The organism is Kibdelosporangium persicum (assembly GCF_013280595.1).
Classification (GTDB): domain Bacteria; phylum Actinomycetota; class Actinomycetes; order Mycobacteriales; family Pseudonocardiaceae; genus Kibdelosporangium; species Kibdelosporangium persicum.
This window is the reverse complement of the sequence record NZ_JAAATY010000011.1, coordinates 70,251-92,845: the sequence shown is the minus strand read 5'-3', so window position 1 is coordinate 92,845 and position 22,595 is coordinate 70,251. Positions and strand designations below refer to the sequence as shown.

Sequence of the window (22,595 nt, the reverse complement as noted above, 5' to 3'; positions counted from 1 at the left end):
GCCACCTAATCCCGGGTCAGCTTGCGGTACGTGACCCGGTGTGGCCTTGCCGCCTCCGCACCGAGCCGCTCGACCTTGTTCTTCTCGTAGCCCTCGAAGTTGCCCTCGAACCAGAACCACTTGCCCGGGTTCTCGTCGGTGCCCTCCCACGCCAGGATGTGGGTGGCCACGCGGTCGAGGAACCACCGGTCGTGCGAGATCACCACGGCACAGCCGGGGAACTGCTCCAGAGCGTTCTCCAGCGAGCCGAGCGTCTCGACATCCAGGTCGTTCGTGGGCTCGTCGAGCAGGATCAGGTTGCCACCCAGCTTGAGGGTCAGCGCGAGGTTGAGCCGGTTGCGCTCGCCACCGGACAGCACGCCCGCGGGCTTCTGCTGGTCCGCGCCCTTGAACCCGAACGCACTGACGTACGCGCGGGACGGCATCTCGACCTGGCCGACGTTGATGTAGTCCAGCCCGCCCGACACGACCTCCCACACGTTCTTGGCGGGGTCGATACCGGCCCGGTTCTGGTCCACGTAGGACAGTTTCACCGTCTCACCGATCTTGACGGTACCGCTGTCCGGCTGTTCGAGGCCGACGATGGTCTTGAACAGGGTGGTCTTGCCCACGCCGTTGGGGCCGATCACGCCGACGATGCCGTTGCGCGGCAGGTCGAACGTGAGACCGTCGATCAGGGTGCGGTCGCCGAAGCCCTTCTTGAGGTCGTCGACCTGGACCACCACGTTGCCCAGTCGCGGGCCCGGCGGGATCTGGATCTCCTCGAAGTCGAGCTTGCGGGTCTTCTCAGCCTCGGCCGCCATCTCCTCGTACCGCTCGAGACGGGCCTTGGACTTGGTCTGCCGTGCCTTGGCGTTGGAGCGGACCCACGCGAGCTCCTCCTTGAGGCGCTTCTGCAGCTTCGCGTCCTTCTTGCCCTGCACGGCGAGCCGTTCGGCCTTCTTCTCCAGGTACGCCGAGTAGTTGCCCTCGTAGCCGTGGGTGCGGCCACGGTCCAGCTCGAGGATCCACTGGGCCACGTTGTCCAGGAAGTACCGGTCGTGGGTGACCGCGAGGATCGCGCCCGGGTACGACGCGAGGTGCTGCTCGAGCCACAGCACGCTCTCGGCGTCCAGGTGGTTGGTGGGCTCGTCGAGCAGCAGCAGGTCGGGCTTGGACAGCAGCAGCTTGCACAGGGCGACCCGACGGCGCTCGCCACCGGAGAGCACCTTCACGTCCGCGTCCGGCGGCGGGCAGCGCAGGGCGTCCATCGCCTGCTCCAGCTGCGAGTCCAGGTCCCACGCGTCCGCGTGGTCCAGGGCCTCCTGCAGCTTGCCCATCTCCTCCATCAGCTCGTCGGAGTAGTCGGTCGCCAGCTGCTCGGCGATCTCGTTGAACCGGTCGAGCTGCCGCTTGACCTCCCCGAGGCCCTCCTGGACGTTGCCCAGGACGGTCTTCTCCTCGTTGAGCGGGGGCTCCTGCTGCAGGATGCCCACCGAGTAGCCCGGCGACAGGATGGCGTCGCCGTTGTTCGGCTGGTCCAGTCCCGCCATGATCCGCAGGACGGTCGACTTGCCGGCCCCGTTCGGACCGACGACGCCGATCTTGGCTCCCGGGTAGAACGAGATGCTGGCGTCTTCCAGGATGACCTTGTCCCCGTGCGCCTTGCGCACCTTCCTCATGGTGTAGATGAACTCCGCCATGCCCGCGATCGTAGAGCTGTCGGTACGCGCCGATTACCGCGACCGTCGGGAACGGGGCTGGAGTGACGATCAGTGTCATGCCGCCACCGCCTCGGCCGGCACGCCGGACCGCTCGTCGCGGAGCATGACCACCTTGCATTGTGTGAGGTCCGGGCCTATCGCGGCCGCTTCCATCTCGATTTCGGAGTGCCGCTCGCCGTCCTTCTCCCACTTGCTGGTGTGCAGTTTGCCCGTCACCACGACGGGGTCACCCTTGACGAAGGTCTGGGCGACGGTCGCGGCCAGCCGCCGGAAGCACTTGACCCTCATGTAGAGGTCGCGGCCCCTGACCCAGGTGCCGGTGGCCTTGTCGAACTTGCGTTCGTGCGCGGCCACGGTGAAGGCGGCGACGGTCCGCTCGTCGTCCTCGGGGTGCCAGAGCCTGACGTCGGTGCAGACGCGACCGGTCAACGTCACCTTGGTTTCGTTCCACGCCATGGGGTTTCTCCTTGTCCACGCCGGTTTGGGCTTGCTGCCAGCTTGCCTCGGGGGCGGGGCGGGCGGCAGGGGCCGGGCGGCTCGGCTGTGGACAGGTGCCGGATGTGGACAAGCCGGGTGGCGTGGGCCGGGTGGCGGGCCGGATTGTCGGTGGGGTGTGCTAGTCGGGCTTCCCGCCGTTCATCTTGTTGAGCATCGCGTTGTAGGCGGCCAGTTCGGCCTCTCCGTCGGCGTCCGCCCGCCGGTCGCGGCGCCGGGCCTCCTTCTCGTCCTGACGGCTCCACTGGACGAGCAGGGCCACCAGCACCACCAGCAGGGGCAGCTCGCCCGCGGCCCAGGCGATGCCGCCGCCCAGGCGCTGGTCGGACAGCAGGTCACTGGCCCACGGCAGGGCGAGCGAGCGGTAGAACCGGTCGCCGATGACCTGCTGCATGCTCATCAGGATCACGCCGAAGAACGCGTGGAACGGCAGGGACGCGAAGACCATCGCCAGCCGTCCGACCGGCGGGAGCCGCCGCGGCGACGGGTCGATGCCGATCACCGGCCAGTAGAAGACGTAGCCCGTGATCAGGAAGTGCGCGTTCATCGCCAGGTGCGCCCAGTGCAGGTCGAGCGCGCTGTCGAACAGGCCGGAGAAGTACAGCAGGTAGTAGGACCCGACGAACAGCACGAGCGCGACGACGGGATGCGTCAGCACTCGGGCCAGCGGCGAGTGCACGAGCGCGACCAGCCATTCACGCGGACCGGGCGGGTTGTCCTTGCCCGCGGCGGGCAGTGCCCGCAACGCCAACGTCACCGCGCCGCCCAGGACCAGCAGGATCGGCGCGAGCATGTTCAGCATCATGTGGCTGACCATGTGAATGCTGAACATCGCGGGCGAGTACCGGCCGATGCCCGAGGACGTGGCCAGCAGGATCGTCGCGCATCCGCAGAGCCAGGCGACGGTGCGGCCGACCGGCCACGCGTCGCCGCGAGCCCGCAGCCGCCGCACCCCGAGCAGGTAGAGCACCGCGAGCGCGATCGCCGCCGTGCCGAAGATCAGGTCGAAACGCCAGTCCACGAAGGCTTTCAGGAACGTCGGCGCACCGTCCAACGAGTACCCGATGCGCAGTTCGACGTTGCCGGGCTGGGTCACCGCCTGCTGCGGCGGTGGCGTGCGGGCGAGCGCCGCGGCGATGCCGATGGTCAACATCATGATCAGCACTTCGAACGCGGCCAGCTTCACCAGCGCACGGCCCGCGCCTGTGGCGACCACGGCCGCGACACCGCGTTCGCGCTGGAAGTAGCCGAAGACGCCGAGCACGAGCAGCGCCACGACCTTGGCGACCACCAGCAGCCCGTAGTTGGTGCTGAACAGGTCACCCAGCGGCAGCCGGACCAGCGCGTTGATCAGGCCGGACGCCGCCATCACGATCCAGCACGCCAGCGCGACCTTGGAGAACCGGCTCGCGGCCAGGCCGAGGTGTTCGCCTTTGCGCCTGCCGTGCGCGAGCAGCGCGACCAGGCCGCCGACCCACAGGGCGGCGGCGATCAGGTGCAGCAGCAGGCTGTTGGTGGCCAGGTCGTGCTGGCCGCCGCTGGACGAGTGACCGCTCACGCCCAGCGGCAACAGGCCGCCGGCCGCGACGAAGAACAGCACCGTGGTCCAGCCCCAGGTCAGGACCAGCCGGGTGCCGACCGCCACGAGGAACGCGATCGCGGCCGTCACCAGCCAGGTGTTCGTCACCTCCGAGCCGCCCGCGAGGTCCACCAGCGTCTGGATGTCGAACAGTTGCGTGACCGGACGGCCGAACGTGTCCGCAGTCGTGAACGGGATGGACAGCAGCGCACAGACGCACCAGACGATCGACGCCCAGCCCGCCGTGCGCACGGCCGCGTAGCCGTCCACCGCGAGCACGCCGGACTTCTGGGGCGGCACCATGAACGCGGCGAACAGCAGTGATCCGATCACGAGCACGCTGCTGATCTCGGCCAGTACGCGCAGCGTGATCATCCCGTAGGCGGTGAACGGGCCCGGGTTGGGAACGCCCACCAGGTAACGGTCGCTGACGAGCGCGAACAAGGCTGCCGCGACGAGCACCGCGAGCACACCGCCCACCACTAGCAACGGGCCGATGCGAGCACGTGCCCGCTTCGTACCGGTCGCCTGCGCTGGGGAATCGGTGGAGGTCACCACCTGAGCGTAGTAGTCAGGCGCCGACCGTCTCGACGGCCTGTTGATGGGTTTGCTGTTGTTCCCGTCGCCGTGCTCGGTTCGCCAGCAGCGTCAGCGGTGCCATGGCCAACGCGATGACACCGGCTACGCCCAGTGCTACGGACAGTGACGTGACCGAGGCGATGCCGCCGATCATGGGTGGCCCGAGCAGAAAGCCGCTGTATGCGATGGTCGTCACAAAGCCGAGTTCACGTTCACCGCCGCCGCCGTCAGCTCGTCGCCCGACCGCGCCCGCGAGTTCCAACGCGACGGGGAAGCCGTACGCCAACCCCAAACCGGCCAGCGCGAACCCGATGAACGTGAACGCGGGCACAGGCACGAGCACGGCGAGGAAGAGCCCGAGCGCGCCGATGGTGGAACCGCCGATGAGCATGCGCTGGGGACCCCATCGGGTCTCGATGCGCTCGCCCAGCAGCCGTGCGACGGCCATGCAGATGGAGAACCCGGCGTAGATCAGGGCGGCCGACGCCTCACCGATGCCGCGTTCGTGCACGCCGAAGAACGCCGACCAGTCGACGCTCGCGCCCTCGGCGACCGACGAGCACAGGGCGATGAACCCGAGCAGCCACAGCACCGGGCGCTTCACCAACGACCGCCTCGGTCCTTCTTGGTGTGCATTGGGTTTGAGGTCTTCGACGGGGATACGACGGGAGAACACCACGGCCATCACCACGCCGATGACGGCCACGACGGCCAGGTGACGCGACGGGTTGAGCTGTGACGCGGCCGCGCCTGCCGCGCCGAGCGCGCCCACGAGGCCGCCGATGCTGAAGAAGGCGTGGAACACCGGCATCATCGCGCGGCCGGCCTGGCGGATCGCGGTCACCGCGGCGACGTTCATGGCGACGTCGAGCACGCCGACTGTGACGCCGAGCGCGAACAGAACCAGGCCCAGCTGCGCCGGTGACGTCGCCAGGCCGAGGACCGGCAGCACGACGCAGCCGGCGACGGCGCTGATCAGAACCATGACCCGGGCGCCGTAGCGGGCGCAGAGCGAACCGGCCAGCAACGCCGAGGCGATCATGCCGATGCTGGCGCCGAGCAGCGACAGGCCGAGTGCGCCTTCTTCGGCGCCGATCTGGGCGGCCAGGGCGGGCACTCGGGGCGCCCAGGACCCGAAGACCACGCCGTTGAGGGCGAACACACCCAGCACGGCGACGATGGCGGAACGCACAGGACCTCCTTCGCAGGGGTTGAAGCGCTTCAGATGCTAACTGAAGCGCTTCAGAGGGCCGAGCGCATTTATGGACAGTGTGACGCACCCGGCCATGGCCCGGAAGCTGCGATCACACCCCACGGGCACGGCTCGGAGAGAGACCTGAGTTGGCAGATCCGCGCGGCGGGGAGGAAGCTCGGCCAGGCCGGGCGGCCGGACCTCGGCGTTGGCAGAATCGGGAAACGATGATTCGTGAGCTGAGTTTGCACGGTGGCATGCCCGCGCTGGCCTACGGCGAGGGACCGCCCCTGGTGTACGTCCGAACGCTGGTTCCCGAGGCGGGCAACCCCACCGGGGTCGGCCGTCTGGTGGAGACGCGGCAGATGAACCGGTTGGCGCGGGGCCGCACCATCTACTCGTTCGGGCGGCGGCCGGGGGTCAAGGCCGGGGCCACCATGGCCGAGCTCGCCGCGGATGTCGCCGAGGCGATCCGGCGGAAGTTCCGGGAACCGGTCGAGGTGATGGGCATCTCGACCGGCGGGTCCCTCGCGTTGCAGGTCGCGGCCGACCACCACGACGCGGTCAAGACGCTGGTCGCGTGCGCGACGGCGGCCAGGCTGGGGCCGTTGGGCAAACAGGTGCAGCGGGAGTACCGGGACAGGCTGTTCCGAGGCGAGTACCGGGACGCGATGGCGGCTCTGGTGCCGGGGTTGGCCGAAGGACCGGTCGGGCGGAAAGCGATGACGCGGATCATGCGGCTGGCGTCCAGCAAGCCGGAAGACCCGGACGGCATGATCGCGATGCTGGACGCCGAGGACGGCTACGACCTGGACTGCGAGAAGGTCGCGGCGCCGACGTTGCTCATCGCCGGCGAAAAGGACCTGCTGTACCCGCGTGACCTGGTCGAAGAGACCGCGCGGAGAATCCCGGACGCCACGCTGAGGCTCTACGCCGGGCGCGGGCACATGGGCGTGATGCGGGACAAGGCCTGCTATCCCGACATCATCCGGTTCCTCGTCCGGAACGCGTGACGCCGCATACCGCCGACGGGCGCCCGCCGTCCCCGGGACCGAAGCCCCTGAGGACGGCGAGTTCAGCGGCCGCAAGGTAGTGGTGATCAGCCGGTCAGGTACCCGCCTGACGCGTCCAGGTCGGTCCCGACGATCGCGCTGGCCGCCGGTGACGCGAGGAACATGACGACACTCGCCATCTCCTCGGGCCGGACGATGCGCTTGATCGGATAGTCCTGGGCGATCTGCTCGTAGGTCATGCCGAACGCCTCCGCCGCGCGGCGGAGCATCGGCGTGTCCACGGCGCCTGGCGCGAAGGCGTTGATCCGGATGTTGTCGGCCGCGTACTCCAAGGCGGCGACCTTGGTGAGCGAGGCGACAGCGTGCTTGCTCGAGTTGTACGGCGCGATCGTGGCGAATCCGACCTCCGCGGAGATGGAGGCGGTGTTCACGATCGCGCCGCCGCCTTGGGCGAGCATCCGCGGGATCTCGTACTTCATGCCGAGGAACACCCCGGCCACGTTGGTCCGCCACACCGACTCCATGTCCGAAAGGGACTGTTCGTGCAGCCGGACCGCGCGGGGGCTCTCGATTCCCGCGTTGTTGACCGCGACGTCGAGCCGCCCGTAACGCCGGACACAGGCGTCGACCAGGTCGCGGACCTCGTTCTCGTCGCGGACGTCGGCTCGCCGGAACGTCGCCTCGCCACCGGTTGAGCGGATGCTCGCGGCCACCTGCTGACCGAGGTGCTCACGGCGTCCGCAGAAGAAAACACGGGCACCCGCGGCCGCGAAGGCACGCGCTGTGGCCGCGCCGATCCCCGACGTGGCGCCCGTGATCAACACGACCTTGCCGGAAGCGGCCGCCTCGGCGGACCCCGGGAACGCGGCGAGACCCAACGCTCCCGCCGCCAGCATCTGCCGCCGGTTCACGCCAGCCTCCGCGGAATCCGCGCCAACGGGTACTGCCGCCAGAAGAACGCGTCGGCGGCGTGCTGGTCCGCGGCGAAGTTGACCGCCTCGACGATCGTGCGGCCGCGGATGCGGTACGCCAGCGTCCACGTGATGTCCAGGCCCTCGGGCGTGGTGCTCCAGCCGCGGTGCATGTCGACCACCCAGTCGCGGTCGGCCGCCAGGAACAGGATCTCCGCCCGGAACCCGGACTTCGCCAGCTGCGCGAAGAACGCCAGCACCTCGTCCGCGCCGGTCTTGGTGCCCGCGAGCGGGTGGTGCCCGGGGATCGTCCAGCGGATGTCCGGCGCGAAGAACTGCCGGAGCGCCTTGAGGTCCCCGCTGCCGTAGACCTCGTAGTAACGCCGGATGAGCGCCACGTTGGGGTGCTCGTTCCCGGCCGCCGCGGCCGGTGCGGCCATTCCTGTCGCGGCCAGCCCTGTGGCGACCAGACCGGCCGCTCCCGCACGGACAACTGCTGCCCGGGATAACGGTTTCTCCATGGCCACCACGCAACCAGCGTCACCTCACAGCGGTCCAATACCCGCGCCCATACGTTTCAGGCATGGACGTCGACACACGGGTGCTGCGCTACTTCGTGGTGGTCGCGGAGAACCTGAGCTTCACCCAGGCGGCCAAGCAGCTGTACGTCGCACAACCGTCGTTGAGCAGGCAGATCAGGCAACTGGAGACACGGCTGGGCACGGATCTGTTCACCCGGACCGGTTCCGCGATCGAGCTGACCAGCGCGGGCAAGGCGCTCCTGGAAGCGGCCCGCAGGCAGTTGGCTGACTGGCAACACACGGTTCGGCTGACAAGAACCGCCGCCGCGGCCGAGGGCAACGTGCTGCGCGTGGGATTCGTCGCCACGGGAGGCGGATCACTCGCCAGGCAGGCGCGGGCCACGTTCACCGAGCGGTATCCCGACGCGAGCATCGATCCGAAGCGGTTCGACTGGGGCGGTGAGGCGCAGGCGTTGCGGGACGGCTTGGCGGACATCGCTTTCGTCTGGCTGCCCGCGGACCTGACGGGCCTGCGGTCGGAGATCGTCGCGGCCGAGCAGCGGTGGGTGGCGATGCGCACCAGCCATCACCTCGCCGGACAGGAGAAAGTCAGCATCGACGACCTGCGGGACGAGCCGTTGATGTGGACACGGGTCGCACCCGCCGAGTGGGTCGACTGGTGGGCGGTCAACCCGCGGCCGGACGGTTCGGCGCCGGTCTGGGGCCGGGAGAACGCGAACGTCGAGGAGATGCTCGAACACGTCGCCACCACGTCCGGCGTGTGCATCGGACCGGAGTCGATGGCCGGCTACTACACGCATCCGGACCTGACGTGGCGGCCGCTGGTCGACGTCGAGCCGTTGCGGATCGCGTTGGCCTGGCCGAAGGACACGGCCAATCCGCTGGTCGGGCGGTTCGTGGAGATCGTCCGCGCTACGAGATAGCCGGGTCGTCGCCGGAGGCCCGCCGGCGCAGGTAGCGGGTGTGGTCCGCCTGCTGGGCGATGTCGTCGCGGTAGAACAGTTCGGCGATCCGGTGCGACTCGGCCTCCAGCAGGTCGAGCTGGGTGAGCAGCTCGGCGGCCGGGCTGGCCAGCCACCACGGCACGTTCAGGTACGCCTCGATCGACAACGGCAGGTCGACCCGGGCCAGCCGGATCACGCTGTGCAGCAGATCCGGGTCGGTGTGCAACGCCGCCGGGCGGTCGAGCATCGCGGTCAGCATCCCGTGGATCCGGGTGACGAACGCGCGGGCCTCGTCCGGGACCCGTGATCGCTCCACAGTGGACATCAACGACGCCAGCTCGGACCGCACCTGGGAAATCTCGGTGAACGTGTCCGTGGGGACGAGCCGGACCTTCTCGGGCGGCGCCAGCAGAGCACCGGCCGCGTACAGGCCGACCACCACGACCGGCCAGTACGCGCCCACCACACCGACGACGTGGAGCAGCACGCCCAGCAGGCCCGCCGCCGATCCGGCGAGGTTCTTGGTGGAACCGAGGTACTTCGTCATTGGTAGCCGCGGATCTCCTGGAACACCTTGGCCAGCGGGGTGCCGCGGGCGTCGAACAGCTGCCCGCCGGTCATCTCCGACACCTTTTTCATCTCGTCCTGGTCGCCCTCGCCGAACAACACCGTGAACACCGGGACCGGGCCGCCGCGGTGGTGCGCGGCCTCGAAGGCGGAGAACGGGCTGCCGTTCTGGTTCTCGCCGTCGGTCATCAGCACGATCGAGGTGAACTTGGCCGGGTCCGGCTGCCCCAGCAGTTCGAACCCCTTGGTCAGGCTGTCGTAGATGGCCGTCCCGCCGTCCGCGTTCAGCGACGCGGCGAAGGCCTTGATCTTGTCGAGTTCGGCCTGCGGTGCCGTTTCCGGCACGACGAACGTCTGCGGGGTGCCCGGCTTGGTGTCGAACGGCAGCAAGGTCACCTCCTCACGCCCGCGGAAGCCGCGGTACTTCCCGACGAGGCTGCCGTCCGCGCCGGTCAGCGCGATGAGCGCGGACCGCAGTGCCTCGATCCGGTCGCCTCGCATCGATCCCGAGGTGTCGAGGACGTAGAGCGTGCGGGACGGTCGCCGGATCTTGTTGAAGTACGCCGACAACAACGCGTCGACGGCTTCGCCGCTCGTGGGGAACGGCAGCTCCACGAGGTCACGCTGCGCGAACTGCGGACCCAGGTCGACGCCCGGGACGGCGGGCCGCCGCCGGGTGGTGTCCATGATCTTGCGCTGGACGTCCGTGGTCCGCAGGTAGTCGGTGAGGCGCTGATGTGCTGAGCGTGCCTCGTCGGAGGCGTCGGACAACAGCGTGAACGGATAGTCCGCGCTGACCACACCGTCGCTCGGATACACCAGGGACAACGGCTCCGGCAGTTTGCCGTCGGCGTTCATCGACAACAACACGGACTCGTAGTTGATCAATCCGTCGACTTTGGTCGTTCCGCGTTGGTAGGCCTCCGACAGCCACCCGGACGACCCGGCGGACAACGCCTGGGCGCTGAAGAACTTCGTCAGTCCAGGGGTGACCGCGGCGATCTGGTCCGCGGACAACGCGCTGCCCGTGCCCGCGAGCGCGGACGCGACGCCGACGAGCGCGGAGAATCCGGAGTTGGACGCGGACGGGTCGGTCATGCCGTACGTGAACGCTTTGGCGCCCGCGGCTTCCGCGATCTGCGCCCACGTGACCCGCTTGCCTTCCCAGCCGAGCCCGCGGACCGCGCCGGTGGACAGGCCGAGCACGACCGGCGAGTTCATGATCTTCACCTGGTTGCCGAGCCGCTTGCTCGCGTCGGGCAGCGTCTGCGGATACCGGTTGGACGAGAACCAGACCGCGTCGTACTTGCCCGCCGAGTCCCCGCGGGCCAGCGTCTCCGCGCCCTCGATCGTGCCGCTGAAGGTGAACTTCACCTCGACACCGGTCGCCTTCGCGGCCTCGTCCAGGATCGGCTGCATGTCGGCGAGTTCGCTGCCCGCCAGCACCCGCAGCACCCCGGGCCGCGGCGGGCCGAGCGGCTGCGCGGGATCGGGCTGGGACTCGGGCGAATCACAGGCGGCCAGGGTGAGGACCAGACCGGCCAGAAGGAGCTTTTTCATCCCGCCCTCTCAGCGGTGTGGGAACGCCGCAGATAGTCGTCCGCGCGGCGCAGTTCGGTCTGCAAAGCCTCCACGGTCAACGCCATGGTGTGCACAGCGCCCACCTTGAACTCGTCGATGGCGTCGATGGCACGGAAGATCTGGTCGAACGACGCCTGGATCGTCCGCACGCCGACCGCCGGGTCGCTGCCGGCCCGCTGGATGTCCGCGGACTGCAACGAAAGCAGCTGCGCGTTGGCCTGGAGCAGACCCTCCGTTGTGGACTGGAGCGCGTCGATCTCCTCGTGCACGTCCCGCTGGTGCGCCAGTGCCCCGCTGATGACCAACGCGATGCGCAACGCGGACACGGTCGTGGAGACGGCTCGCTCCACTCCTCGGATCAGCTGGTCGTTGTTGCGGCGCAACAGGTCCAGCACGAGATATCCCTGTGCGCAGACCGCCAGCTGGGTCAGGATGTCCTGGTGGCGTTCCCGGATCGGATGCAGCACGTCGCTGCGCAGTGCCGTCGCCAACGCCGGGTCCGCCAGGTCGAACACGCCTGCCTGCCGCTCGATCGCCTCGTCCACCGCGGCCGCGAACGCCGCCGCCTCGGACAGCTTGGTCATGGTCTGCCACAACCGTTCCCGCTCGCCCTTGATGGCGGAGTTGTCGCGGTGCAACAGGTCCTGACGCATCCGCAGGTGCACGACCAGTGCGTTCACCGGTTCGTTCGCGGCCTGGTACCGCGCCCACAGCTTACGGGCCTCGTTGGCCACCGGGATCAGCTTGAGGATCTTGCGGCCGGTGATCGGCAGCTTGGCCGGGTCGAGTTCCCGCACGGTCCGGCGTAACTCCGCCAGGCTCAGCGCGATCTCCTGCTGCGGCGTGGTTCTCTCCCCTCGCGCGCCGGCCAAGGCTTTCGCGGAGCGGTCGAGCAGTGCGCCCGCGATCGACGCGGCGACACGCATGTCCGCCGCTCCCACCGTGAGCAGCTCATCGAGAATCCGGCCGAAATCGGGCGACCGCGGATCGGCCGCGACGAGCCGGGCGGTGAACTCGCCTGCCTTGGTGGCCAGCCCGGCGCGCGTCTCGTCAGTCAAGCTGATCAGCCCGGCGGCGCGCGACGACGGGATCGGTTCGACCGGATCCGGTGGGGTGAGTGCGAAATCGCCCGTCACCGGTACTGCCTGCCGATCGCGTCGAGCATCCGTTCCAGCGTTTCGTACGAGGGTGGTTCGACGATGTCGACCAGATCGCCGGGCACGGCGACGCCCCGTTCGGTGAGCACCTGGGTGAACGCCCGGGAGTCGTTGGTGCGGAAGCCGAACGTGGCCGCGAGCCGGACCAGCTCGGGATCGGTCGTCAGCAACTGTCCGACCCGTTCGCCGTTCGGTGACAACGGAACCAGCGTGTGCTTGGAGAACACCGTCGGCGCGGTGTAGAGCATCCGCATGTCCGGCCGGATCGCGCCGTCGCCCCGGATCTGCCGGTCCAGGAACTGTGACTCGTAGATCAGGGCGAGCGGGGTCTTGCCCATGCCCGCGGCGAGGTAGTCCTCGAACGGGCCCTCGGAGCTGTTCTGCGTGTACCCCTGGTCCAGGAACAACCTGCTCAGCTGCGGCAGCAGCCGGTCCTCCGCCTCCTGCGTGCTGACAACGGTGTTGCCGTTCGCCACGAACGACATGATCGCGAGGTACATCGACGCCGAGTTGGAGTCACGCGGATCGGTCGTGGTGATGAGCATGTTCTTGCGGGCCGGGAAAACGGTGTTGCCCGGCAACTGGTCCCAGCGCGTGCCGGCCTTGGCCAGCTCCAGATACCTGGCCACGTCGAGCTTTCCGTCCCGCACGACGCCGTGCGCGGTGAGCAGCCGCACGATCGGCTCGAACGTCGCGACCGCCATCGGCGACTGGAACGGCGTGTAACCCGCGGTGATCTTACGGTCACGTTGGATCCGTTGCGCCGCAGGCGAACTGGACGGGAACACGAACTCGTACCCGCCGAGGTCGACGGTGGTGGCGATCTGCCGCGACCCGGCGGAGTCGACCTCGACCCGCAGCCCGTGCCTGGCGAACGCGTCGATCACCCGCTGGTCGTGGAAGAACGCCAGCTTCTCCGAGCCGATCACGCCGCGCACCGGCTGGACCTCTCCGGAACTTTCCCCTTGCTGGTCAAGCACTACCACTACGACGACCGCGACAAGCAGCACCGCCGCGAGCACGATCGACAACCGCCGCTTCACGCGCGGTCGCCTCCCCTCGAAAAGTCCGTCCACCTCGGATCATCCGGGTTCTTCGACTCTTTTGACGCGCGGCGAGGACAGTTCGCGGTGAACTGTTGGTGAACGCCAGGTGTCCACGTCCGGGCCGGTGGTTCGCTAGGCAACGCCCCTGCGCATCACCCGTGTCCCCACCGCCAGCCCCACCACAGCGAACGCGCAGGCCGTCAGCGTCCCGTACAGCACGTCGGCGTTCCAGATCTGGCCGGAGAACAGCACGCGCTGAGCGTCGACGATGTACGAGATCGGGTTGACCGAACCGGCCGCACGCAGCCACGCCGGGCCGTGCTCCATCGGCAGCAACACCCCGGACAGCAGGATCAGCGGGAACATCAACGTCTGCGTCACTATCCAGAACAACGAGCCGCTCGGCTGCGACTTGATCGCCAGTACGAACGACAGCGAACTGAGCCCGATCCCGAACACGATCAGGACAGCCAGCCCCACGAGCACACCGGCCACGTGCACCTCGAAGCCCAACGTCGTCGCCAGCGCGACGATCAGCACCGCCTGCACCAGCAGGGTGATCGATTCCTTCAGGGTGCGGCCGACCAGCATCGCGGTGCGGTCGAGCGGCGTGACGAGCATGCGTTCCAGCGAGCCGCCGGTCAGCTCGATCAGCAGCGAATGCCCGGCGCCCATCGGCCCGAACAGGCACATCATCACCAGGATGCCCGGCACGAACCACTGCCATGAGTCGCCCAGCAGCGACCCGAAGAGGACCAGGAACAGCAAGGGCTGGCCCATCGCGAAGACCAGGCCGACCGGGTCGCGCAGCGCGGGCGTCGCTTCGCGCGAGAACACGGTCATGGTGTCGCGTACGAACTTCATGCCTGAATGCTCCGTCCGGTCAAGGCCAGGAAGACGTCGTCCAGCGTGGGCCGGATCGCTTGGGCGGTCACGACTTCAGCGCCTTCGCCGGCCAGCTTGCGCAAATACCGCGGTAACGCCGTCGCCGCATCCGGGACCTTGACGTGCACGGCCTCGGCCTTGCCCCGCACCGTGAACACGAGCCGGTCGCCCGCGAGATCCCGCTTCAGCCGTGCGGCCGTGCCGTCGGCGATGATCCGGCCGTGATCGATGATCACCACCCGCTCGGCCATCCGGTCGGCCTCCTCCAGGTAATGGGTGCTCAGCACGAGCGTCATGGCCAGCTCCGCACGCAGCCGCAGGATGTGGTCCCAGATGTCGGCGCGGCTGTGCGGGTCCAGGCCGGTCGACGGTTCGTCGAGGAACAGCAGGCGTGGACGGTGCACCAGGCCCATGGCGATGTCGACGCGTCGCCGTTGCCCGCCGGACAGCGTGCCGGGGGTGCGCTTGGCCAGGTCCGTCAGGTCAAGCAACTCAAGGACTGCGTCGGCTCGCCGGGTCGCGTCGGCGCGTGTCATGCCATGGCTGCGCCCTTGGGTGATCAGTTCGTCGCGGACACGGAAGTTCTCGCCCGCGCTGTTGTTCTGCCCGACGTAGCCGATGCGGGCGCGTACGCCGTCGGGGTTGTCGACGATGTCGCAGCCCGCCACGGTCGCGCTGCCCGATGTCGGCGGCAGCAGCGTGGTGAGCATCCGGAACAGCGTCGACTTGCCGGCACCGTTCGGGCCGAGCAGGGCGACCAGTTCCCCGTCGCCGATGTCGAGATCCACCCCGCGTACCGCCTCGACCAGGGTTTTCTTCAGCCGGAAGTGCCGGGCCAGGCCGGCCGTCGTGACTGCCATGCGGAACACCGTACTACAAGAATGGAACGCTGACGGTCCACTTCCGGCGTTGATGGTACAACTTAGGAGTGGAAAGGACCCGTTCAGCCATTCTCACCGCCGCCGCGTCCGCGCTGGCGCGCGACCGGTCGGCCACGCTGCCCGAGATCGCCAAGGCCGCCGGCGTCGGGCGTACGACGCTACACCGCTACTTCCCCGACCGGGACACGTTGATCAGAGCCGCCGTCGAGGACTCGGTCGAGGCGATCGGCGAGGCGGTCACCGAGGCCCGGCTCGACCAGGGAACACCGGTCGAGGCCCTGCACCGCTTGGTCACGGCGTACCTGCACGTCGGCGACAGACTGGTGTTCCTGTTCAACGACCCGCACGTCATGCGCGGCTACGGCGTCGAACAGCCCGAAGAACCGGTAACCGCGGACCCGGTGCTGGACCTGATCACGCGCGGCCAGCGGGACGGCGCGTTCGACGACCACGTCAGTCCACAGTGGATTCAGCATGTGCTGTGGGCGTTGGTGTACACCGGTATCGAAGAGGCCGACAGGGGAACCATGTCCCGGCACGGCGTCGCCGCGACCGTGATCCGGACCCTGGAACGGGGGATTCTGGCGTGATCGCCGACATCTGGTTCGACCCGTCGTGCCCGTACACGTGGCTGACCTCGCGCTGGTTGATCGAGGTCACCAAGGTCCGCCCGGTCGGCGTGCGCTGGCATGTGATGAGCCTGTCCGTGCTCAACGAAGGCCGCGAGGACGATCCGGAAGGCGACCCGGAGGGTTACCTCTGGTACCCGGTCCGAGTTTGCGCTGCCGTACAACAGAAGTACGGCAGCGACGCGCTCGGCCGCTGCTACACCGAGCTCTGGAAGACGGAAAACGGCGCCGAGGACTGGATCGGTGACTTCGCCCGTGCCTTGGAACGCGCCGGGCTGCCCGCCGAGCTCGCCACCGCGGGGCCCGAGTACGACGACTTCGTCCGCGCGTCCCACGCCGAGGCGATGAACCACCTCGGCCCGCACGTCGGCACCCCGATCATCGTGGCTGACGGCGTGGCCTTCTTCGGGCCCGTCGTCTCCCGACTGCCCACCGGCGAACAGGCAGGCCGGCTGTGGGATGGCACGCTCCTGGTGGCGTCCACACCCGGGTTCCACGAGCTCAAAGGCGCTGTGCACGCCGAGCCGCAACGCTGAGTGCGGGACAATCGCAGCGTGCGGATCGGAATGCTGGGCCCGCTGGAGGTCCGAGCCACTGACGGCACCGAGGTCGCGGTGCCGGGTGCCCGGCTGCGTGCGTTGCTGACGGTTCTGGCGCTCGAACCAGGCAGAACCGTGCCGCTGGCACGGTTGGTGGACGCGGTGTGGGGCGCCGGATCGCCGGAACGCCCTGCGAACGCGGTGCAAGCCTTGGTCTCGCGGCTGCGGAAGGCCGGAATCGAGGTGGAGGCGCGGCAGGGCGGCTACCGGCTGGTCATCGAGCCGGACGCGGTGGACGTCATCGAGTTCGAACGCCTGATGCACGAGGGACAGCGCCGCGAAGCACTGGAGTTGTGCCGCGGCCCCGCGTTGCTGGAAGTGCGGAACGAGGAGTACTTCGCCGCCTGGGTCGCCAAGCTGGACGAGCTGCGGTTCACGGCCATGGAGGACGGCTCCGTCGCCGAACTGACGGAACTCGTGGCCGGGAATCCGTTGCGGGAGCGACTGGTCGGCGCCCTGATGCGGGCGTTGGCCGCCGACAACCGATCCGCGGACGCGCTCACCCTGTACGAGCGGACCCGCGAAGCACTGGCCGAGCAACTCGGAGCCGACCCGTCGCCGGAACTGTCCGAACTGCACACGGAGATCCTCCGTGGTGTGCCGGACGCGACGACGAACCTGCGTGCCGCGCTGACCAGTTTTGTCGGGCGCGGGCAGGACGTCGACGACGTCCGGCGGCTCGTCGGCGAGTACCGGTTGGTCACCCTCACCGGGCCGGGTGGATCGGGCAAGACACGCCTGGCCGTCGAGGCGGGCCGCGGGATGCCGGGTGAGGTCTGGTTCGTGGATCTGGCCGTCCGCACCGGCAAGGACGACGTGCCGCAGGCGATCCTCGGCACGCTGAAGATCCGGGACCTTGCGGCCCTGCGGACCCGGTCCGCCCTGCTGATCCTGGACAACTGCGAGCACCTGATCGACACTGTGGCCCACTTGGCCGAAGAGTTGCTGGGTGACTGCCCGTCGCTGCGGATTCTGGCCACCAGCCGGGAACCCCTTGGCATCACGGGAGAAGCAGTCCGGCCCGTCGAACCGCTGCCGCTGCCGCCCGCCGACGCGCGGCTCGCGGAAGCGGTGGCGTACCCCGCGGTCCGGTTGCTGCTGGACCGCGCCCATCCGGGATTCGTGCCCACCCAGGCCGTCGTCCGGATCTGCCGTGCGTTGGACGGAATCCCGCTGGCGATCGAACTGGCCGCCGCGCGGTTGCGCACCATGACCGCCGCGCAGGTCGCGGCCCGGCTGGCCGACCGGTTCAGGTTGCTCACCCAAGGCAGCCGGACCGCGTTGCCCCGGCACCGGACACTGCGTGCGGTGATCGACTGGAGCTGGGATCTGCTGTCCGAGCAAGAGAAAACCGTGCTGTGCCGGTTGGCGGTGTTCTCCGGCGGCGCGACGCTCGACGCCGCCGAACAGGTCTGCGGCCCGGCCGACGTGCTGACGGCGTTGGCGGAGAAGTCACTGGTGGTCGCCGGGGACCGCTACCGGATGCTCGACACCATCCAGGCCTACTGCCTGGAACGGCTCGACGATCCGCGAGAAGCACGCCACGCGCACGCCGAGTACTTCATCGGACTGGCGGAGACCGCCGACCCGCACCTGCGCCGCGCCGAGCAGGTGGAGTGGCTGAAGACGATCCACGCCGAGGACGACAACATCAACGCGGCCCTCCGGGCGGCGACGGACGCGGCCACAGCCGTGCGCCTGACGGCCGCGGTGAGCTGGTACTGGTTGCTCGAATGGTCCTTGCGTTGCCGCAAAGTGCCCGGGGTGTCGCTGGGCGCGCGTGCCTTGTCATTGCCCGGTGACGTGGACGACGGTTTCCGTGCCACCGCCTCGGCCGCCATCGCCCAGTTCAACCTGCTCGGCAACGGAGACGAGAAGCAAGCGCTTGTGTGGATCGGCACCGCCCGGCAACTCGGCGGGCGGCACCCGCTCGTCCGGCTCGTCTCGGCCGGCCCGACGGACGCGGACGACCCGTGGGTACGGGCAATGGCCGGGCTGCACGAGGCCTTGCGATCGATCAACGCCGGGCGCCCGGACGAGCCGGGCCTCGAAGCGGCTCTGGGCGAGTTCCGCGTGCTCGGCGAACGCTGGGGCATCGCGAACGCCCTGAGCAACCTCGCCGATCTGGCCTCCTGGCGCGGCGATCTGCCCACCGCGATCGCCAGGTACCAGGAGGCGATCACCGTCACCGAGGAGATCGTGCCGCGTGAGGACGCCTGGAAACCCCGGCTCCGGCTGGCGCAACTGCTGTGGCTGCACGGCGATCCGGACGCTTCGGCGGCGGCCCTGCGCACCGCCGAGCACGACGCCGCCCGCATCGGCCTGCCGGACGCGATGACCGCGGCGGCGTACACCAAAGCGGACATCGCCAGATGGTCCGGCGACCTCGGCACGGCCCGCACGGAACTGGCCAAGGCGCAGACGCTGGTCGAAGGCCGCACGGTGAACTGGGGTTTCCGGGCGACACTGCTCGACCTGCGCGGCTATCTGACCGGCGACCGGGCCGATGCCCTCGCCTGGGCACAACGAGCGCAGAGCGCCCCGCTGATCGCCCATGTCCTGATCGGACACGCCGATCAGGCACTACGCGAAGGCAATTACGACGAGGCAGCCCGGCTGCTTGGGAAATCCGTCGAGGTGCGCGGCACGCCGGACTTGTCGCACCCCGACGCCGCGCGCGTCACGCGAGCTGTGGCATCACCTCCGCGGTGACCAGATCGAGCCGGTGTGGTCAACGACGGGTCGCGAGGTGCCGGATGAGGAAGTCCCACATGCGGCGCCGGACGTACTGCTCGTAGCCGAGGAACACGTGATCCGACTCGGGCACGATCAGCATCTCGAAGTCCTTGTCCAGTGCGATGAGCCGGTCGGCCAGCCGGTACACCTGGTCGGGCGCCACCTGGTCGTCCAGCCCGCCGTGGATCAGCATCAGCCTGCCGGCCAACCGGTCCGCCGACTCCACAGTGGAATCCCGGGCCGCCCACGCGGGGTCGTAGGGCCCGTAGACGTCCGTGGCCGCCGGGTCGGTGTACCGGTTGTCGTACAGGCCGGACAACGAGACCCCGGCCGTGAAGACGTCCGGGAAGTCCAGCATCGCCCGGACAGTGCCGAAACCGCCGCCGGAGATACCGCAGATGCCCACCCGGTCGAGGTCCATCCAGGGCCGGGTGGCGGCCAGCTGGCGCAGCGCGGCGACATGATCGTCCAGCCCGGCTCGCATGTCCTGGTACGAGGCGTCGAAGAACGCCTTCTCGCGGCCCGGAGTACCGCGGCCGTCCACCGCGATCACCACGAAGCCCAGGGCCGCCAGGGCTTCGGCGTCATAGCCGTGCCAGCCCGCGTCGAAAGCCGCGCTCACCCGAGTGGTCAACGGATTCAGGTAGGTGTGGTCGATCACCGGATAGCTCTGGCCGGCGGAGAACCCGTGCGGCCGGTAGAGCACGCCGTACACGTCCGTCGAACCGTCGGCGGCCTTCACGCAAAACCGCTCCGGCGGCCCCCAGCCCAGGGCCGTCAGCCCACTGACATCCGCTCGCCCCAACTCTTGCTGGACTTCACCGTCCCACGAGCGCAACGTGTGCACGGGCGGAATGTCCGTTGTGGACGCCGAGTCGACGAAGCCGGACGGGGACGCCGAGACGACGTGATCCATGTCGTCGTCAGTGACCTTCGTGAAACCCGAGCCGTCCAGGCCCACGGCGCATACCGTGCCGCGGTACGGATCGGCAGCGACCAGCCCGGCGGCGAGGAAGTAGACCATCCGCCGGTCCGGATCGACCCGGAGGATCTGCTTCACCAGCCACTGCCCGGACGTGATCTGCCGCGAACCGGCGTCGGAGTACAAGTACAGGTGCCCCCAACCGTCCCGTTCGGAGTACCACAGAACCTCCCCCGACGGCAGGACATGCACCGCAGGGCCGAGCATCGGCCATTGCGTCGGCATCACCCTGCCTGATCCCGTTTCGTCAACCACGGTCCGTACCTCACCGGTCACGGGATCAAGCCGGTTCAGCCGCAACCCGCCGCTGAGGTAGTACACGGCATCAGCGGCCCACCATGCCCACTCCATCTGGATGGGCGACATCATCGGCATCGCGACCGGATCGGCCTGGGCCCGTACCACGGCCGAGGTCTCGACGTCGATCACGACGAACTCGGCGCGCTGGACCGCGTCGTCCCCGGGCAGCGCCGAACGCTTGGAACGCAACCCGGCCGACGAGATCAGATACTTGGGCCGGACGCCCTCCTGCAGCGTCCGGTGAGTCAGGACCTTCGTCGAGTCCGGTGACCACACCGCGGCGGGCGGGGCGTGCGGCAGGCCCATCCTGGTGAACATCGCGGCGTACATGTAGTAGTCCGGGTTGGCGCCGTAGTCGTGGTCCACGTCGCCGTCCGTGGTCAACGGCCGCTCCTCGCCGTCCGTACGAATCCACAAGTTGTAGTCACGGCGGAACACCACGTGTTGGCCGTCCGGCGACGGAACCTCCATCGGGTTGCCAGGTGGCTCAGCCCATGGCGGCACGATTGTGGCGTTGCGCACGAGGTTCGGCCGGTTCGCGGCCAGCAGCTGCACTGCGACTTCGTAGTTGTTCACCAGCCAACGGTCGCCGCACCCGCTGACACCGGAGCGTGCTGGCGCTGATACGCCGCTGACACGGCTCCCGTCAGCGTGACCAGATCGGTCCGCATCGCGTCCTGCACGTGCCTACCGGCCAGGGCGCCGATGCCGGAGGCTGATGGCATGACCAAGGCGTTGATCGTGATCGATGTGCAGGAATCCTTCCGCCAGCGGCCCGACTGGGCCGAGGTGTCCAACCCGGACATCGTCGGGCAGGTGAACCGTCTGGTGGACGCAGCCCGTGCGGCGGACGACCTTGTGGTGTGGGTCATGCACAGCGAACCAGGCACCGGAACTGTGTTCGACCCGGCGAACGGGTACGTGCGCCTGCTCGACGGGTTGCGGCCGCGCGAAGGCGAGCCCGTGCTCACGAAGACCGCGCACAACGCGTTCACCACGACCAACCTGCAGCAGACACTGACCACGCGAGGCATCCGCGAGCTGCTGATCAGCGGAATCCGGACCGAACAGTGCTGTGAGACCACGACGAGGATCGGCAGCGATCTGGGCTTCGACATGACGTTCGTGACCGACGCGACAGCCACGACACCGCTGCCGCACTGGCGGACCGGAGCCGTGATCGGCACCGGCGAACTGATCGACCGCACCGAGTACGCGCTGGCGGGGAGGTTTGCGACGATAGCGACCGTGGCTGAGCTGACTGGACTGAAGGAACTGACTGGATCGTGACCCGGGTGGTGTTCCTGCTCGTCCCGGGAGTCCATCTGCTGGACCTCTCGGGACCGGCGCAGGTGTTCTCCAGCGCGGCCGACCTCGGCCTCGGCGTGGAACTGTCGTACGTGGCGGAGGCCGCCACCGTGCCCAGCGCCCAGGGCCTGGTGGTGCACGCGGACCCGGCGCTGCCGGAGTTGTCCACAGAGGACCTGATCATCGTGCCCGGGTGGCGTGCGGCGAAACTGGCCACGTCCGGCCCGTTGACCGAGCAGGCGCTGGACTGGCTCCGCGCCCACCACCATCGCGGCGGCACGGTCGCGAGCGTCTGCGCGGGCGCGGACGCCTTGGGACGCGCGGGCCTGCTGGACGGCCGCCGTTGCACCACACACCACGACCTGCAGGACGAACTGGAAAGCCGATACCCGAACGCTTGCGTGGTCCGCGACGTCCTCTACACCGTCGACGACCGGGTGGTGACGTCCGCGGGGATCGCCAGCGGCATCGACCTGGCCCTGCACCTGGTCACCCTCAGGCACGGCCCGTCAGCGGCCGCACGCATCGCCCGCACGATGGTCGTCTACGCCCGCCGCAACGGCGACGAGCACCAGGCCAGCGTCCTGCTCAAACACCGGTCACACGTGAACGAGACCGTGCACCGCATCCAGGACGTCATCGAGACCCGGATGACCGACCGCCTGTCGCTGGCGGAACTGGCCCGTCTCAGCGGTTGCAGCGAACGAACAGTGACCCGCTTGTTCAGCCGCGCGACCGGCATGACGCCGTTGCGCTATCAGCAGGCCCTCCGCCTCGAACGCGCTGAGCACCTCATCGGCCACGGCGCCACCGTCGAGTCCGCCGCCCGGATGGTCGGTTTCGAGGACGCACGCATGCTGCGTCGCCTGCGCGCCCGGTAACGCCTCTCACCAGCGGAAACACCGCCTGTCCCGGCGGGACGAGCGACTCGTGCCCGTCCGGCCAGGGCAAGTCAGTAGGCTTTGC

General features: G+C 68.9%; 21 protein-coding genes. 7 read left to right on the top strand and 14 right to left on the bottom strand.

Annotated elements, in window-relative coordinates:
• Positions 1-5 precede the first annotated feature (5 nt).
• The 4 genes from ettA to GC106_RS20675 form a co-directional block, all read right to left on the bottom strand.
• The gene (gene ettA / locus GC106_RS20690) at positions 6-1,682 is read right to left on the bottom strand and encodes an energy-dependent translational throttle protein EttA (protein ID WP_173133138.1); all 1,677 of its coding nucleotides are present in this window, start codon (positions 1,680-1,682) and stop codon (positions 6-8) included.
• Positions 1,683-1,757: 75 nt separating this feature from the next.
• On the bottom strand, positions 1,758-2,159 hold the full coding sequence (locus tag GC106_RS20685) for a single-stranded DNA-binding protein (protein WP_173133135.1): 402 nt from the start codon (positions 2,157-2,159) through the stop codon (positions 1,758-1,760).
• 160 nt (positions 2,160-2,319) lie between these two features.
• Positions 2,320-4,332 carry a bifunctional copper resistance protein CopD/cytochrome c oxidase assembly protein gene (locus GC106_RS20680; RefSeq protein ID WP_312872760.1) on the bottom strand — a complete coding sequence of 671 codons (2,013 nt, stop codon included), beginning with the start codon at positions 4,330-4,332 and terminating at the stop codon, positions 2,320-2,322.
• A 16-nt stretch (positions 4,333-4,348) separates the two neighbouring features.
• Positions 4,349-5,548: an MFS transporter gene (locus GC106_RS20675; protein ID WP_312872759.1), complete on the bottom strand. Its 1,200-nt coding sequence runs from the start codon at positions 5,546-5,548 to the stop codon at positions 4,349-4,351.
• A gap of 227 nt (positions 5,549-5,775) precedes the next feature.
• On the opposite strand from GC106_RS20675, the gene GC106_RS20670 reads away from it, so the two are divergent.
• The gene (locus tag GC106_RS20670) at positions 5,776-6,561 is read left to right on the top strand and encodes an alpha/beta fold hydrolase (RefSeq protein ID WP_173133133.1); all 786 of its coding nucleotides are present in this window, start codon (positions 5,776-5,778) and stop codon (positions 6,559-6,561) included.
• Positions 6,562-6,647: 86 nt separating this feature from the next.
• On the opposite strand, the gene GC106_RS20665 is transcribed toward GC106_RS20670, so the two are convergent.
• Together GC106_RS20665 and GC106_RS20660 are read right to left on the bottom strand one after the other, a co-directional pair.
• Positions 6,648-7,472, bottom strand: coding sequence for an SDR family NAD(P)-dependent oxidoreductase (locus GC106_RS20665; protein ID WP_312872758.1), 825 nt, complete (start codon positions 7,470-7,472; stop codon positions 6,648-6,650).
• The gene (locus GC106_RS20660; RefSeq protein WP_173133130.1) at positions 7,469-7,993 is read right to left on the bottom strand and encodes a nuclear transport factor 2 family protein; all 525 of its coding nucleotides are present in this window, start codon (positions 7,991-7,993) and stop codon (positions 7,469-7,471) included. The genes GC106_RS20665 and GC106_RS20660 overlap by 4 nt, the downstream gene beginning before the upstream one ends.
• A 62-nt stretch (positions 7,994-8,055) precedes the next feature.
• Here GC106_RS20660 and GC106_RS20655 point away from each other — a divergent pair, with 62 nt between their 5' ends.
• Positions 8,056-8,937: a LysR family transcriptional regulator gene (locus GC106_RS20655; RefSeq protein ID WP_173133127.1), complete on the top strand. Its 882-nt coding sequence runs from the start codon at positions 8,056-8,058 to the stop codon at positions 8,935-8,937.
• On the opposite strand, the gene GC106_RS20650 is transcribed toward GC106_RS20655, so the two are convergent.
• From GC106_RS20650 to GC106_RS20625, 6 genes are all read right to left on the bottom strand, one after another.
• Entirely contained in the window at positions 8,927-9,505 is a 579-nt protein-coding gene (locus tag GC106_RS20650; protein WP_173133124.1) for a hypothetical protein, read from the bottom strand. The genes GC106_RS20655 and GC106_RS20650 overlap by 11 nt on opposite strands.
• The gene (locus GC106_RS20645) at positions 9,502-11,085 is read right to left on the bottom strand and encodes a substrate-binding domain-containing protein (protein WP_173133121.1); all 1,584 of its coding nucleotides are present in this window, start codon (positions 11,083-11,085) and stop codon (positions 9,502-9,504) included. The genes GC106_RS20650 and GC106_RS20645 overlap by 4 nt, the downstream gene beginning before the upstream one ends.
• Positions 11,082-12,242 (bottom strand): toxic anion resistance protein, encoded by a 1,161-nt coding sequence (locus GC106_RS20640; RefSeq protein ID WP_173133118.1) that lies wholly within the window; start codon positions 12,240-12,242, stop codon positions 11,082-11,084. The genes GC106_RS20645 and GC106_RS20640 overlap by 4 nt, the downstream gene beginning before the upstream one ends.
• Positions 12,239-13,306 carry a hypothetical protein gene (locus GC106_RS20635; protein WP_173133115.1) on the bottom strand — a complete coding sequence of 356 codons (1,068 nt, stop codon included), beginning with the start codon at positions 13,304-13,306 and terminating at the stop codon, positions 12,239-12,241. The genes GC106_RS20640 and GC106_RS20635 overlap by 4 nt, the downstream gene beginning before the upstream one ends.
• Before the next feature lie 135 nt (positions 13,307-13,441).
• Positions 13,442-14,173 carry an ABC transporter permease gene (locus GC106_RS20630; RefSeq protein ID WP_173133111.1) on the bottom strand — a complete coding sequence of 244 codons (732 nt, stop codon included), beginning with the start codon at positions 14,171-14,173 and terminating at the stop codon, positions 13,442-13,444.
• Positions 14,170-15,054, bottom strand: coding sequence for an ABC transporter ATP-binding protein (locus GC106_RS20625; RefSeq protein WP_173133108.1), 885 nt, complete (start codon positions 15,052-15,054; stop codon positions 14,170-14,172). Before GC106_RS20625 ends, GC106_RS20630 begins: the two co-directional genes overlap by 4 nt.
• A 68-nt stretch (positions 15,055-15,122) precedes the next feature.
• Here GC106_RS20625 and GC106_RS20620 point away from each other — a divergent pair, with 68 nt between their 5' ends.
• From GC106_RS20620 to GC106_RS20610, 3 genes are read left to right on the top strand one after another with little or no spacing between them, the layout of a single operon-like run.
• Positions 15,123-15,665 (top strand): TetR/AcrR family transcriptional regulator, encoded by a 543-nt coding sequence (locus GC106_RS20620; protein WP_173133105.1) that lies wholly within the window; start codon positions 15,123-15,125, stop codon positions 15,663-15,665.
• A complete protein-coding gene (locus tag GC106_RS20615; protein WP_173133102.1) occupies positions 15,662-16,240 on the top strand; it encodes a mycothiol-dependent nitroreductase Rv2466c family protein in 579 nt (192 codons plus the stop codon). The genes GC106_RS20620 and GC106_RS20615 overlap by 4 nt, the downstream gene beginning before the upstream one ends.
• 18 nt (positions 16,241-16,258) lie before the next feature.
• A complete protein-coding gene (locus tag GC106_RS20610) occupies positions 16,259-19,015 on the top strand; it encodes an AfsR/SARP family transcriptional regulator (protein WP_173133099.1) in 2,757 nt (918 codons plus the stop codon).
• A gap of 19 nt (positions 19,016-19,034) precedes the next feature.
• Here GC106_RS20610 and GC106_RS20605 read toward each other — a convergent pair whose 3' ends face one another.
• A complete protein-coding gene (locus GC106_RS20605; RefSeq protein ID WP_173133096.1) occupies positions 19,035-20,897 on the bottom strand; it encodes a S9 family peptidase in 1,863 nt (620 codons plus the stop codon).
• Positions 20,894-21,052, bottom strand: coding sequence for a hypothetical protein (locus GC106_RS20600; RefSeq protein ID WP_173133093.1), 159 nt, complete (start codon positions 21,050-21,052; stop codon positions 20,894-20,896). The genes GC106_RS20605 and GC106_RS20600 overlap by 4 nt, the downstream gene beginning before the upstream one ends.
• Here GC106_RS20600 and GC106_RS20595 point away from each other — a divergent pair.
• A complete protein-coding gene (locus GC106_RS20595; protein ID WP_173133090.1) occupies positions 21,045-21,611 on the top strand; it encodes a cysteine hydrolase family protein in 567 nt (188 codons plus the stop codon). The genes GC106_RS20600 and GC106_RS20595 overlap by 8 nt on opposite strands.
• The gene (locus GC106_RS20590) at positions 21,608-22,510 is read left to right on the top strand and encodes a GlxA family transcriptional regulator (protein WP_173133087.1); all 903 of its coding nucleotides are present in this window, start codon (positions 21,608-21,610) and stop codon (positions 22,508-22,510) included. The genes GC106_RS20595 and GC106_RS20590 overlap by 4 nt, the downstream gene beginning before the upstream one ends.
• Positions 22,511-22,595 lie beyond the last annotated feature (85 nt).

Excerpts from the sequence above, each read along its gene's own strand:
- GC106_RS20625 (WP_173133108.1), bottom strand. The coding sequence starts at position 15,054 with ATGGCAGTCACGACGGCCGGCCTGGCCCGGCACTTCCGGCTGAAGAAA.
- ettA (WP_173133138.1), bottom strand. The coding sequence starts at position 1,682 with ATGGCGGAGTTCATCTACACCATGAGGAAGGTGCGCAAGGCGCACGGG.
- GC106_RS20670 (WP_173133133.1), top strand. The coding sequence starts at position 5,776 with ATGATTCGTGAGCTGAGTTTGCACGGTGGCATGCCCGCGCTGGCCTAC.
- GC106_RS20630 (WP_173133111.1), bottom strand. The coding sequence starts at position 14,173 with ATGAAGTTCGTACGCGACACCATGACCGTGTTCTCGCGCGAAGCGACG.
- GC106_RS20660 (WP_173133130.1), bottom strand. The coding sequence starts at position 7,993 with ATGGAGAAACCGTTATCCCGGGCAGCAGTTGTCCGTGCGGGAGCGGCC.
- GC106_RS20645 (WP_173133121.1), bottom strand. The coding sequence starts at position 11,085 with ATGAAAAAGCTCCTTCTGGCCGGTCTGGTCCTCACCCTGGCCGCCTGT.
- GC106_RS20655 (WP_173133127.1), top strand. The coding sequence starts at position 8,056 with ATGGACGTCGACACACGGGTGCTGCGCTACTTCGTGGTGGTCGCGGAG.
- GC106_RS20685 (WP_173133135.1), bottom strand. The coding sequence starts at position 2,159 with ATGGCGTGGAACGAAACCAAGGTGACGTTGACCGGTCGCGTCTGCACC.
- GC106_RS20650 (WP_173133124.1), bottom strand. The coding sequence starts at position 9,505 with ATGACGAAGTACCTCGGTTCCACCAAGAACCTCGCCGGATCGGCGGCG.
- GC106_RS20595 (WP_173133090.1), top strand. The coding sequence starts at position 21,045 with ATGACCAAGGCGTTGATCGTGATCGATGTGCAGGAATCCTTCCGCCAG.